16 protein-coding genes are annotated in these 12237 nt (G+C 30.8%); 7 read left to right on the forward strand and 9 right to left on the reverse strand.

Translation table 11 applies throughout. The annotated features are described in order from the left end of the window. The first annotated feature begins 331 nt into the window (after nt 1-331). The 3 genes from ACOZIR_RS23340 (at nt 332) to ACOZIR_RS23350 (ending at nt 2279) form a co-directional block, all read left to right on the forward strand. Nucleotides 332-808: a GNAT family N-acetyltransferase gene (locus tag ACOZIR_RS23340; protein WP_421535853.1), complete on the forward strand. Its 477-nt coding sequence runs from the start codon at nt 332-334 to the stop codon at nt 806-808. Between the two features lie 246 nt (nt 809-1054). Then, a complete protein-coding gene (locus ACOZIR_RS23345; RefSeq protein WP_421535854.1) occupies nt 1055-1693 on the forward strand; it encodes a hypothetical protein in 639 nt (212 codons plus the stop codon). Nucleotides 1694-1880: 187 nt separating this feature from the next. Beyond that, complete coding sequence (locus tag ACOZIR_RS23350) at nt 1881-2279, forward strand: hypothetical protein (RefSeq protein ID WP_421535855.1); 399 nt, start codon at nt 1881-1883, stop codon at nt 2277-2279. Between the two features lie 445 nt (nt 2280-2724). On the opposite strand, the gene ACOZIR_RS23355 is transcribed toward ACOZIR_RS23350, so the two are convergent. The 8 genes from ACOZIR_RS23355 to ACOZIR_RS23390 form a co-directional block, all read right to left on the reverse strand. Continuing rightward, nucleotides 2725-2958: a hypothetical protein gene (locus ACOZIR_RS23355; RefSeq protein ID WP_377582375.1), complete on the reverse strand. Its 234-nt coding sequence runs from the start codon at nt 2956-2958 to the stop codon at nt 2725-2727. Nucleotides 2959-3064: 106 nt separating this feature from the next. Then, entirely contained in the window at nt 3065-3496 is a 432-nt protein-coding gene (locus ACOZIR_RS23360) for a branched-chain amino acid ABC transporter substrate-binding protein (protein WP_421535856.1), read from the reverse strand. Beyond that, a complete protein-coding gene (locus ACOZIR_RS23365; RefSeq protein ID WP_033580110.1) occupies nt 3497-3700 on the reverse strand; it encodes a helix-turn-helix transcriptional regulator in 204 nt (67 codons plus the stop codon). A gap of 766 nt (nt 3701-4466) precedes the next feature. Continuing rightward, nucleotides 4467-4940 carry a hypothetical protein gene (locus tag ACOZIR_RS23370; RefSeq protein ID WP_421535857.1) on the reverse strand — a complete coding sequence of 158 codons (474 nt, stop codon included), beginning with the start codon at nt 4938-4940 and terminating at the stop codon, nt 4467-4469. 27 nt (nt 4941-4967) lie between these two features. Next, a complete protein-coding gene (locus tag ACOZIR_RS23375) occupies nt 4968-5504 on the reverse strand; it encodes a hypothetical protein (protein WP_034655674.1) in 537 nt (178 codons plus the stop codon). 283 nt (nt 5505-5787) lie between these two features. Continuing rightward, a complete protein-coding gene (locus ACOZIR_RS23380; protein WP_421535858.1) occupies nt 5788-6255 on the reverse strand; it encodes a hypothetical protein in 468 nt (155 codons plus the stop codon). A 346-nt stretch (nt 6256-6601) separates the two neighbouring features. Continuing rightward, entirely contained in the window at nt 6602-6913 is a 312-nt protein-coding gene (locus ACOZIR_RS23385) for a hypothetical protein (protein WP_421535859.1), read from the reverse strand. Between the two features lie 296 nt (nt 6914-7209). Then, complete coding sequence (locus ACOZIR_RS23390; protein ID WP_406902605.1) at nt 7210-7992, reverse strand: hypothetical protein; 783 nt, start codon at nt 7990-7992, stop codon at nt 7210-7212. A 363-nt stretch (nt 7993-8355) separates the two neighbouring features. Here ACOZIR_RS23390 and ACOZIR_RS23395 point away from each other — a divergent pair, with 363 nt between their 5' ends. The 4 genes from ACOZIR_RS23395 to ACOZIR_RS23410 all read left to right on the forward strand — a co-directional run bounded on the left by ACOZIR_RS23395 (nt 8356) and on the right by ACOZIR_RS23410 (nt 11872). Beyond that, nucleotides 8356-8496 carry a hypothetical protein gene (locus tag ACOZIR_RS23395; RefSeq protein ID WP_421535860.1) on the forward strand — a complete coding sequence of 47 codons (141 nt, stop codon included), beginning with the start codon at nt 8356-8358 and terminating at the stop codon, nt 8494-8496. 709 nt (nt 8497-9205) lie between these two features. Next, nucleotides 9206-10387, forward strand: a complete 1182-nt coding sequence (locus ACOZIR_RS23400) for a hypothetical protein (protein WP_421535861.1) — start codon at nt 9206-9208, stop codon at nt 10385-10387. A gap of 17 nt (nt 10388-10404) precedes the next feature. Beyond that, nucleotides 10405-10779, forward strand: a complete 375-nt coding sequence (locus ACOZIR_RS23405) for a hypothetical protein (protein ID WP_421535862.1) — start codon at nt 10405-10407, stop codon at nt 10777-10779. Nucleotides 10780-11227: 448 nt separating this feature from the next. Next, nucleotides 11228-11872 (forward strand): hypothetical protein, encoded by a 645-nt coding sequence (locus ACOZIR_RS23410; RefSeq protein WP_421535863.1) that lies wholly within the window; start codon nt 11228-11230, stop codon nt 11870-11872. Nucleotides 11873-11895: 23 nt separating this feature from the next. Here ACOZIR_RS23410 and ACOZIR_RS23415 read toward each other — a convergent pair whose 3' ends face one another. After that, a complete protein-coding gene (locus tag ACOZIR_RS23415; RefSeq protein ID WP_421535996.1) occupies nt 11896-12153 on the reverse strand; it encodes an AbrB/MazE/SpoVT family DNA-binding domain-containing protein in 258 nt (85 codons plus the stop codon). Nucleotides 12154-12237: the final 84 nt, after the last annotated feature.

Consider the following 12237-nt stretch of genomic DNA (forward strand, 5'->3'; position numbering starts at 1 on the left):
AATAACATTGAAATAAGATACAAATAGAATCCAAAATAAGTTCTTTCATTACAAATGTAATGTAAAGAACTTATATATATTTAAAAAGCTATCTTTATCAGCATAGTTAATCACACTAAACCAAAAGTTGATGTATAGGGAATTTCATAATTATAAAATGAAAGGGGCTTTGGGGAGTCTTTTTTGTATATGTTCTGGAAAAATCCATTATGTTAACTTCTGTTATATATAGTATTTATTCTAAAATAAATTGTAATCTTTGATAAAATGTAATTATAAGGAATTATTTAAAATGAAGTTGTTTAATATTGGTGCTTGAAGGAGATAGTATATGATTATTAGAGAAATTAAAATTGAAGATAATAAAAAGATAAAAGAAATAATACAGAATTCATTAAAATCGCTTGGTTTAGATATTCCCGGAACAGCTTATTTTGACCCCCAACTTAACAACCTTTACCAATATTATAATAATCTAAACTATGCAAAATATTGGGTATTGGAAATGGATCAAGAAGTTGTTGGAGGAATTGGTATAGCTCCATTTAATGAACAAGATAAAGTTTGTGAATTGCAAAAGCTATACTTAAGTCCAAAAACACAAGGTTTAGGGCTTGCAACAAGGCTAACGGAAACAGCTTTGTTATTTGCTTCTAAACATTATAAAAAGTGTTATTTAGAAACACAGCATGAATTAAAGGCTGCATGCAAATTATATGAAAAATTTGGATTTAAACTTTTATTGAAACCATTACCAGGTTCTGAACATTCTGCTATGGATGCATGGTATATAAAAGACTTGAATTAACTCTATCAATTCCCTAATTAAGAATATTTTTAATCTTTTACTATGTTAAGTTTTTCTACTTCCAAAACAAAAGAGGAAAGTCTAAACTTTCCTCTTTTGTTGTTCCTAGAATTGTGATTATGTTAACTAGAAATGTATAGGATATTTAAGTTTTCTAACTCAGTTTTGATATATAATTAAAAGAGAATAAACCTGCCATTTAGTCTATTATGACGAAATATAAAGCTTATAAAGGGAAATGTAGAGATGATTGCAAATAACAAATGGTTTTTAGCTAAATATGAACCTGCATCCAACGTGGGGGCTTATAAGTGGGACTACAAATTTGATAATAACATTGAGGCAATGCGACTAATAAATAGATATCTAATTAAAAAAAATAAGCTATTCTCGTTTTTGAATAATAAAGATCACTATTTTTATATTTTGAAGCCTATTGAGGGCCACAGTAAAATACAAAAACTGTTATGCGAAAGAAACCTTCAAAAGAAGGGATTTAAAGAGTTAAACTATTCTTATATGAAAGACGAAAAGGATTACACGCCTTTTGTATCAGAAGAGATTCGAACTATTAAATACTTTTATAAAAACTTAACTAAGTATGATGAGGAACAATTCACTCTTGATCTATTTAACGAAAGTTTGGATACAGTTATTTTATTTTCTGAAGAAGATATTTCTAATAATTTAATGGTCAATTATTTAAAAAATGAGGAATTACACCTTTGGAGAAATAAAGAAGCAGATGGAATACTTAATTTTTTAAGCGAGAAAAGGATAGGCTTAGTATATAAACATGGCTATTTTTTTCATGAAGAAGCTACTGTACGACCAGAATTAGAAGAAATGGTATTTATATGTTACGTTCCTTGGCGGTTAACTTAATTAATAAAAGTAAAAGCTGAAAGACCAATAATGGGGCTCTTTCAGCTTTTTGGTTCCTGTAATCTGTTTTATGTTAACTAAGTTTCTGTATCTTCGATTTAAACACCAATATATACACATATAAACTTATATGGTAAAATTACCTATATTTTGTTGTTAGGAACTTAGATTGTGTTGGAGGTTTCAAATGAGTTACGGTGTTCCAGTGTTTTTTATATTAGTACTTATGTGTATTGTTGCAAGTCAGTCTTATTTACCAAAATGGCTAAAGTGGTTGGTTGGTGTCTATTATTCGTTAGGAATATTACTTTTTAGTTATCTTCAAACTCGTTTAGCCGATAAATGGTATGTGCATACTCCTGTTCCGGACGAATATTGGGATGCAAACTCAAAGTTAACAGATATATTTTCTGCTGTGTTCTTTATACCTCTTTGCATTCTTTTTTTAATACTATATTATAACTGGTTCAAAAAACTAAAAAAGCCTCTACATCGTGTATATTTAGGAATCAGTGTGGTTCCTGTCTTGCTTATAGGTTTTATATGTTTCTTTATGTTTGATTTCTTGTACGGGTATAGACCTTAAAACCTTATCGTATTAAACAAACTAGTCTAATAGAATTTGCTTATTCTTTTACCGACGATACTTGTCATCGTAACTAAGGTTACATAGTTCTATTATGATGAACAAACTCTCTAGAAAGCATTTATCCTTACATTTCATTAAAGGTAATCAATAAAATTTATAGCATATTGAATCAAAAACTCTCTTATTTGAGAGTTTTTAATAAAGATTTTCATACTTTTCCGTATCTGTTTCGTAAAATGAAAATATAGATACATTTTTTAAAACTTTCACTTATGCAATAGGATAGTGCGGAATTGCTCCGTAAAGGTTGCATCTATAGTGCAAGCTCTAGAAAAACACACGATGTTTATTCTAATAAATATCATGTTCTTCAAACCTAAAAATATATGCTCACTTTTAGTTACCACAAAACCTTTTATTGGTAGAAATGAAAAGCAGACCTTTAATTAAAGATCTGCTTCTTTTCTTTAGCAAAAACTAAGTAAGTTCCCACTATAAGCATAATGCCCAAAGCTATGCAAATTAACCAGTACGTTAAAGGGAAACTATATGAAACTGTCATAACTCCAGTATTTCTATCCAATACTCTAACGATAAAAGGGGTATAAATCATCTTAATAGTTAAGTACGTTAATAAAGCTTGAGCAATAAGAAATATCCCTATTGCACGTTTCATAACCTTTCCTCCAGACTCATACATGTTTCTATGTACACTGTAACATAAATAGGCTTACTTATTAATTTTAGTTCCCACAATGTTCCTTATGGGAAGTATTTATAATTTATTCTTCATCGTCTTTAGAACGTTTTTTTATTAAAAAATAACCAAATGAAAAAGTTCCTAAAAAACATAAAAATATAACTGAACCAATTATTATACTATCAGCCAAGCTACTATTTGATGTTATCTGTGTTAGCAGACCAAAGATAACTCCAGCAGCTAAACAACATAATACTGATAAGTAATAGGGCATTTTTCTAATTCGTTTCTCATTTTCATAGGAGTCAACAGAAATACTTAAGTTCAAATACCCTAATATAACACTGGTAAGTATCAAAACTAGCCATATAGGATTATTGGTAATATTATTGAATCCTTTCGTAATACCGTCGTATAGTACAATCCCCACAAGTGCTAAAGTTTGAAAAGCAAACGCAATACGAATATTTTTTAAGTTTTTTATAACAAGTCTTTCGTCTGTTATTACTTTCATTTAAATCTCCTCCTGATCAACCCAAAAAATCTCATCTAAGGTTTTATTGACTGCATAACATATTTCTAAGCAAAGTTTTAATGTAGGATTATATTTTCCTTTTTCAATTAGACTAATGGTTTGACGAGTAACACCAACTTTTTCAGCTAATTGATGCTGAGTTAAATCAGCCTGTACACGAAATATTTTTACATTGTTTTTCAATATAAACCAATTCCTTCCTAATTTTAGTGTAACATATACATTACATTATTCAATATATATATTACATTATTCTTGAATTAAATTTACATAATACATCTTATTGGCACTAAAAAAGGATCTTTCCTTAGAAGATCCTTATAACTGCTTATTTAGTTTAAGTGTTTTTTAGAAATTAAAGATAAAGTGTTGATACAACTAAATAAGTTAATGAGAATAGACTTAATAGAAAAACAAAAGAGGCAAAAAGTAAAACCTTTGACTTTTTATTAATTGTTATACCGTTTTTGAATAAGTTAGAGAACCCTAACAACAAGCCTCCCAAAATTGCTACTAATCCAAACAATTGGTTAACTGTACTTCCCATCCATACCCCTATAACAAGAATTATTAAAGCAAAGAATGGATTAAAAATAACATTCACCGTCACATTAATCAGCCTCTTTCTAATTTGATTACTATTAATTACTATTTTATCAGAAAATGGATCAAAGAAACGGTGTATATCATATATATCTTTAGTCAACATAATCAAAATTACAGGAATAAAAAAGCAGTTGAACATATCGGTTTCAACTGCTTTTTTTTGATATTATTTATGGGTAATTTTAAAAGAAACTAATTGTACAGCTTTCAAACTTAACATTCTCAATAGTTTATAACTTAAATAGCCTATATAAGCACCAAAGACATTGAGTATAATATCATCAACATAGCTTTTCTTGAATCCATTTTTATATCTCCATTTTGTTTTCTTCTTAGTAGAAACTTAATCCCAGTAGTTATAAAGAACTTCCCCTAAAGTAATTGGTTTCCAATATGCTATTTGCGCTAATTCTGCACTATTTAGTTGGTTGTCATTTTTTAATAGTACAGATCCCTTTTTACGGGTGTACATTAACTTTTCATTCAGTGACTCTGCACCTAGAATCGTGTAAAAAGCTGAAAAGAAGAAGCTTAGTTCTTTGTCATTAACAAAGGTGATTCTCTCTTCATGAATAGAAAAGGTAAATGCAACAAATGGATAATGCTTATTTAGCAATACGTAGACCTCTTTATTACTAATTCCTAAAACGCTAAAAAGAAAATTGGAATGAACGTCTGTATCGTTACATTCCAATAGTTCTCCATTATAAGTTCTTGCAGCTTCATAACTATGTATTTTAAACTGCTTAAGACTGGTAGCAGGAGGTTTATCCTTTAGGTCTATATAAAAACCTGTTACACCATTTAGTAGTTCCATAAGATACCTCCTTATAACTCCGTTTACTTAGGCGTTATTACTAAAAAGAAGCTTTATATCTTGTTCTTCTTCACCATTGATAGTCAAATGTTCGATAGCTTCAATGTCTATGAACCTTTTCCCATCAACAAAACCAAATGAGTCCACTTCAGATATAACTACAGTTTCATTCTCAATAATTTCTTTTACAAATCCAGTAGTTGAGTACTCTTCACTATCTAATAGCATAAGTGAGACAATATAATTCTGTGCTTTAGCAAATTCTAAGCCGCCTCTAATTAGGTCCTCAGTGTTTCCTGTATATGTTGGATGAACTTGTTTCTTAAGGTCGTAGAGATTTTTGATTTTTTTCAGGTATTCAGTTTCAGTAGCTACTGAAACAACGCTTTCTGTAGAAATAACGTAGTGTCCGTCATATAAACCAGAAGTCCCAACTGTTGCTAACAGTGTATACTCTTCATTGGTTTGAAGAATATATGCTACTAAGCATTTGTTGACGTCACCTTCGTATGTATAAATCTCCAGTAAATCTGTGTTCTTAAACCTATCTAATAAGTGTTTCATATAATTTCCCCTTAACTGAATATGTTTTTTCTATTTTTTGGATACCAAAAATTATATCATATTGCTATTCACTTGATTTGTCTATTTTTCTATATCTGTCCGTTTATTCAAAAATAAAGTTGTAACTTTTATTTAAGTGTGCATTTTTAATATGTAAAAGACAAAACAATTTATAAAATACTTTAGGATTTACTTAACATAGTATAAGGTATCAGTAGAAATAGAGCCCTAAAAGTGTTCAACACTTTCAAGGCTCTATTTCTTATACCTGTTATGTATGTAACTACTGTTTTTGTTGACTTTGACTAGACAGATATTCAGATACATTATTTGGAACTTTAAGATTTAAATTAAGATTTTTAATTTCAATGTAAATATAAGGAATACCTTTGTAAGTAGTAATTGTAGCAACTTGTTTAAGTTCTTTTTTACCCTTATTTGATGACTCCCCCAATTTAACAGTTCCTTCCTGATACATTTTATAGACATTCTCTTTTTTAGCATTGGCAGGGATCTCTGCAACATTCCATTTATCCACTTTTAGTTTATTGATAAATGTATTTATATCTTGCTGCTTATCAATAGTATTTAATACTACGTCTGGGTGATGTACAGATGATACTTCTACTTTTTTAGCTTGGTCAAACCCTAAGTTTACGTCTTCCTTCATCTCTTTTTCCTTTGAGCTACAACCAAACAAGAGTATAGAAATACTCAAAGCTACTATGACTCCAATATAAACTTTTTTCATAAATATCCTCCATGTTATATCCATTAATTAACATAGAAAATTTTAACATTAATTTCTCCTTATTGATATACATCTAGAGACGTAGATTGCTATAAATCTGTATGGGGTGTAAAATTCTATTATGTACGAGTCTTAAAGTAGTTCAAGATCCTCACACAATGCTGTAAATACTCATTGCAATAATAGTTTGGATCACTGAAATGACACCTAATTGTATAAAAGAACTACTTCTTTTAGTAATATACGTATCGTATAAAATATTGATAATAAAGAAGCAAATGAGACCTATAATAGCTTCAATTATAAACATTTTTCTACCCCTCCATTTAAATATTCAACATTAGATTTAACTAACTTCTACCTCCATATAACGGATACCAAAAAAGGTGTAATATGTAACGCGATGATTTTTTATTGGTTTTTGCTTCACACTGTTCCAATCATGTCCATTCGGTTTTGCTTGATAACCTTGCACCATGAATTTATCCAGTGGTCTAAGTGACCATTTTCTGAAATCCCCTTCAAGATGCGCTACCTTTTTCTCTTCTTCTGGTGAACTTAAATAGCGTGCTTCATTATTTGTTATTCTCGGTATACTGATAGCTAAAATAATAATAACCCCAATGAAGATGACCCCATTTAACAAGCGTTTTTTCACCTTGGATATTTCTCCCTTTTTTATTTCATTATATTATATCTATCGATATACGACTAATATATTACGTCAATTAAATTAGTAACGCTTCTTCGGCATATTTGTGCCGATAAACCGTTTTATGGTAAATAAAGAACTATACATTATTACAGTTGAAAAGCAAAAAACGCCTTCTCTCTAAGGCGTTTTTTGCTCTTACGTGACTTTATCCAATGATACCTTTTGACATCTTGGTTAGTATGCTCCAATTACGATTCTTTCATTCACATAAAATTAAAAGAGACCTGCAGGCCCTCTTGTTACCTTTTTTCCTTTTCAATATAAAAATCTGGGTGTTGATAGTTCTTCTCTAAAAAGGTTTTCTGTTCTTTTTCAGCAAGTTTATTATTTTCAACTGTATTGGTATAAGCATCATAAGTGGCGAAGCCATAAAGAGAAGGGAAAAACAGTAACCACTCTGGATTTAATACGTTGGTAGCTTTCTGGATTTCGCCTAAAAAGAGAAGAGAAATAGCTTCAAGAAGATGAGAATAGTAAAAGAAAACAACGGTCCACGTAACAATAAAAAAAGCAACAATTATTCGATGAATATAAAGCTGACCTAAACCTGGCATAAATAAGGACCATATGATAGACATAATAGGATTTCTTTTATCCAAGTAGTTAATCTCCATAGCTCCCATACTAAAAGAATTAAAGGTGTGATTTTCTCTTTCAGCTAAGAGATATATTTTATTTAAATCAACCGTCGTTCGATAACTATCCCATATGGCAAACAGATAAACAGGAATATAAATGAGAAGCCACCTAGTGTTTAGTGACTCTTTCGCCATGTCTATGTCCCCTTGAAAGGAATGGATCATAGCTACGTTTACATTGGATTGAAGGTTAATGACAACTTCCCAAATAAATAAAACAAATCCTCGAAGGTATTTAGATAAAAGTAAATGTCCGAAGCCAGGAAAGGCTGCTGACCACCAGGCTATAATGTAAGGATTTCTTAAGTGAATTTGAGTGGTTCCAAATATACTAACGTGAGCTATATAGCGTCTTGCTGTGTTATCGTTTGTATAGTTTTTCATGGACGTTCTCCTATGGAATTATTAGGGAAGTGAAAAAAAACGTTTTTTACATCTTTAATCCATAATTAACATACTGTAATACATTTATTCCATTTTCCGAATCTAAAATAGCCAAAAAACCTTCATGAGACAAAAAGGTTTCTTAGTTATTTATAAAATTTTTTCATAATTACCTCAACAATGTTTTAAAGTCATAATATTCTGTTATTTTATCTTTATGATGTAAATGATTTCAAATATAATAAGAAGTAGGTTGGATAGTAAGTGAGGCCAATACAAAATACTTTGGTAATTTGTATGTATAAGAGATTGCTAGTTGGGCAAGAATGGAAAATAGGAACTTACATAAAGGAGGTTAAGCTATTGAGCGAATATAAAAAGGTTTTTTCTACGTTTATTGAGGAAGAACGATTTGACTTACATTCATACCTTACGTACCTATTTATTAATGAGTGCCAGGAGGATGTAGTAGATCAGGTAGAACAGGAACATGTAAATCAATAAATGTATAAATCCGAACAACTGAAAGGATAACTAATAATGAATAGAAGAATTTTGTAGGTGACTTTATCTTTCTACATAGAAGGATTGGGTCGCCTATTGATGTTTTTTATAAATAGTACCTTTCGTTAGAAAAACTACTCATTTCATTTTAACTATTTTATCTTCTACATCCCATATAAGAAATTATTAAAGAAATGGTTATCAAAAATAAAATTTGCTGTTACTTATATTTTATAAATTTTGGATAATGTAAATTCCGCCTAAAACAAAAGAATAATATATTCTTAGAATAGAAGTAAATGTTAAAACTATGTTATAAAAATTAATGTTGTATCATTTACTCTTAATGACGACAAATTATTAGTTTTTCTCTAAGGTATTAAGCTTCTAAATCACATAATAGCAAAATAAAGAATATTCTTTTAAGCAGGTAGCTCTATTGCAGCAAATATCAGTTCTTTAGATAAAACTAAATGTTGTATGTTCTCTTATTTTTTTAGAGTGTTAAAAACTCTCTTTTTATTCTATAAAAAACCTCCGTATACCTTCATATTTTTTAATCTTAAAATAAGTTCAACTAAACAAATATGATTGTTGATAAATGTAAGTTTTTGTTGATAGATAAGTTTAACTAAATGATTGAAAACACAACCTTATTCTTGTATAATTAGTTTAACAGAAGTTCAACTTAAAAATGAGGTGTATAGAGATGAAAATTTCACGTTTTAATAAAGACTGTGGAAACTCCGTTGATATGAATATCATTGATGGGTACCTATTTGATTTCCCAACCAACGTTGTAGAACTCCAAAAAGAGGCTGCTGATTCATTCTTTACAGATGCGGTGACAGCACCAGAAGAATTTAAGAAGCGTATCTTACTATCTACAACAATCGGTGACGAAGAGAAAGAACGTTATTTCTTAGTCGGTGACATCGCAGCAAGCCAACAACTTGCGAACAATCACATCAATCGTTTACATAACAAAATTACAAGCCATATTCCTTATGTAACATTTCTAGCTGCCATTGCATACTATCACGCATTGCATGCGAAAGATCAAAAGGATAATAGCATCGAGATTGGCTATTTCTCTACGATGTTACCAATCTGGTTACTAAAAAAAGAAAGCACATTTGGTGAAGCACAAAAAGCAATGGCAACTCGCTTCTTAGGTGACCATGCTTTCTATATTCATACACCAGGGTTCGAAAAAGAAATAAACGTTTCTGTAGAAGAAAGTGCATGCTTAAAAGAAGGCGAAATTGCACGCTTTGCATTAAAGAAAGACCTAACGCTTCAAGACCGTGAAGATGCCAATGAATATGTAGAATGTGAAACCGTGATGGTCGATATTGGTGGAGGATCCATTGATGTTGTGATTTTACCTGAAGGATTAAAAGCTGCAAACAGTCGCGAATCATTCCAAAGTATTGAAGGTATTCCATACCTAGCGCACATTGATAAGTTACGCAAAGAGAAATTCCCAGAGTTGTTTACCGATTTACGTGCATTTGATCAATTTATTTTAGATAACTACAGCAAACAAAAGTTTGAATTAAAAAATGAAAACACAGGTCAGGCCATTGATTTAACAGCTCAAATTACATCTTCTCTAAGAGATTATGTAGAGATTTTACTAGCCAAGTTAAATGATGTAGCGCCACCACCAGCAAATAAAATCCGTAAATATGTATATAGTGGTGGTGTTGCTCCGACACTAAAAGTAGCCATTATGAATAGCATGGATGAAAAAATCGGTGAAGAACGTACAGAGAAATATCATAAAGTGCCAGAAGATAGTCGTCACTTGAATTTATTCGGCTTAGAAATTCGAAGCCTTGGATATCTTCAAAAGAAACAGGCCGAGAAGAAAGCCGTTAAATCCTAACAGCGTAGGTGATAACCATGTCAGAGCGTCAGAATGCCTTTACGATTAAAACCAACCAGTTAAGTGATGAAGTCTATGACGTACTTGCAAAATATGCAAAGTCTCGAAAATTAGGGGACTATATTTCATCTTTAATTGTTCGTGAACTCCATCGTACATCTACGGATCAAGTAGAACAGGGGTATAGAACAGAAGAACTGCTCGAACATATCAATTCCGAGCTACGGGAGTTAAAGAAATTAGCTCAAGCTAATGGTTTTGCCAATGCATCAGACGATATTGAAGAGAAGCCTTCAGACAACCATGCCCCAAAAGAAGGAAAAATTGCAGATTTAGAACAAGTGTCTGGATCTTTAGATGATGATGATCTTGAAGAATTTAGCGATTTTTAAAAGACTAAGCCACTAGATGCACTAGTGGCTTTAGTTGTTAGAGTAAAACATACCTTTTTGAAGCTTTATTATGAATTCCTATTACCATTATTACGCAATGTAGTATATGTCATTCCGTAAGTATAGTAGAAAAATATAAGCCTCCTATCTTTTCGTTAGATGGAAGGCTTTATTTTATATATTCTGTTTTAGGCTGAACTAGCATTTTTCTTTTTCTTTACAGGTAATCCGTACTTATTAGAGTTTTCCTTTATTTTTTTCGCAATTTCTTGTGCCTCTTCTTTCGTCATTTTCATACAAAAGACTCCTCTCATGTTCTACTATTATAAGTTTTTTCCAATATCCAAAAAAATTATACATGCTCTTCCCTCCCCTGCCATATATATGTTTTAGGTATGTACAGAAAGTCATTGTCCTAGAGATAAATTCAGATTTTAGGAGTGATTATGTGAGAGTAGAAGAGAAAAAGAGGAGAATTCGAAGTGACAAAAAACGAGATGTAAAGCCATCACTTCCAATTGATCTTAAAGAATGTATTTATCGATTATCCTACATTACAAATACCCCTGTAAAAAATGTAGTTGAATCAATTTGTATATCAGGTCTTGCTTCTTCAAAAGTGATGGACTACTTATCAAATTATTTTAGAAGAGGATTTAGCTGTGGTAGTACAATATATATGGGTGATATGTCCAAAGAGCCAATTAGACAGTTATATAAAAACATAGAAAAAGAACGTGTTTCTACTCGCTTAAAGGACGGACACGGAGAAACATATGATGTTCTAAAACGTTTAGCATATGCTTTAGATTGTTCTCCGGCATTAGCAGCATCCTTCTTAATTGAAGCGAGCATCAGGAATTCTGATTTTGTAGATGAGTACATGACTCGACATTTGGAAGAAGAGTTGGATCAGGGGCGGTTAAAGGAATTAAAAGAGGTATTAAAATTCATTAATAAAAACAATCCGTATAAGGAAGAGTACAGTTTACACAATTTAATTTCTTATATTATGGATGAATTAAAAGTAGGGGCTACTAACCTAGGTTCTTCTGTACAAAATTGGTTAGAAAGTATACAACATAAAAAATAATTTCACCTAAAAAGCCTTAGAATCTAAGATTCAAAGGCTTTTTTCTTATCTTTTATTTCTTTATACAATATTTCTGCACCTGAAGGACTTAGAACTAGGTTATTTGCATATTTACGGTTTTCGGTTGTTATCTCACCTGTAATTACACATTCGTTATATTCTTTGTATTTCTTTATTTCTATATGATCCTCTTCCAATAAAATCTCTACTGAGTCGTCTTTATCTATATCTAGTACCTTTCTGAGTTCAATGGGAATTACTATACGTCCTACTACATCTATCTTTCACAGTGTACTTAGTCCTCTCATGCTGACTCTCCTTTTATATATTCATAAGCGCAACTTTCATATTACACTATAAATGTA

Origin of the sequence: Priestia sp. D3YE.R1, assembly GCF_049199565.1 — a bacterium.
Classification (GTDB): Bacteria; Bacillota; Bacilli; order Bacillales; family Bacillaceae_H; genus Priestia; species Priestia aryabhattai.

What these genes read in the sequence shown, in the direction of transcription:
- ACOZIR_RS23405 (WP_421535862.1), top strand. Translation starts at nt 10,405, where the DNA reads ATGTCAGAGCGTCAGAATGCCTTTACGATTAAAACCAACCAGTTAAGT.
- ACOZIR_RS23355 (WP_377582375.1), bottom strand. Translation starts at nt 2,958, where the DNA reads ATGAAACGTGCAATAGGGATATTTCTTATTGCTCAAGCTTTATTAACG.
- ACOZIR_RS23390 (WP_406902605.1), bottom strand. Translation starts at nt 7,992, where the DNA reads ATGAAAAACTATACAAACGATAACACAGCAAGACGCTATATAGCTCAC.
- ACOZIR_RS23375 (WP_034655674.1), bottom strand. Translation starts at nt 5,504, where the DNA reads ATGAAACACTTATTAGATAGGTTTAAGAACACAGATTTACTGGAGATT.
- ACOZIR_RS23350 (WP_421535855.1), top strand. Translation starts at nt 1,881, where the DNA reads ATGAGTTACGGTGTTCCAGTGTTTTTTATATTAGTACTTATGTGTATT.
- ACOZIR_RS23400 (WP_421535861.1), top strand. Translation starts at nt 9,206, where the DNA reads ATGAAAATTTCACGTTTTAATAAAGACTGTGGAAACTCCGTTGATATG.
- ACOZIR_RS23380 (WP_421535858.1), bottom strand. Translation starts at nt 6,255, where the DNA reads ATGAAAAAAGTTTATATTGGAGTCATAGTAGCTTTGAGTATTTCTATA.
- ACOZIR_RS23360 (WP_421535856.1), bottom strand. Translation starts at nt 3,496, where the DNA reads ATGAAAGTAATAACAGACGAAAGACTTGTTATAAAAAACTTAAAAAAT.
- ACOZIR_RS23370 (WP_421535857.1), bottom strand. Translation starts at nt 4,940, where the DNA reads ATGGAACTACTAAATGGTGTAACAGGTTTTTATATAGACCTAAAGGAT.
- ACOZIR_RS23345 (WP_421535854.1), top strand. Translation starts at nt 1,055, where the DNA reads ATGATTGCAAATAACAAATGGTTTTTAGCTAAATATGAACCTGCATCC.
- ACOZIR_RS23340 (WP_421535853.1), top strand. Translation starts at nt 332, where the DNA reads ATGATTATTAGAGAAATTAAAATTGAAGATAATAAAAAGATAAAAGAA.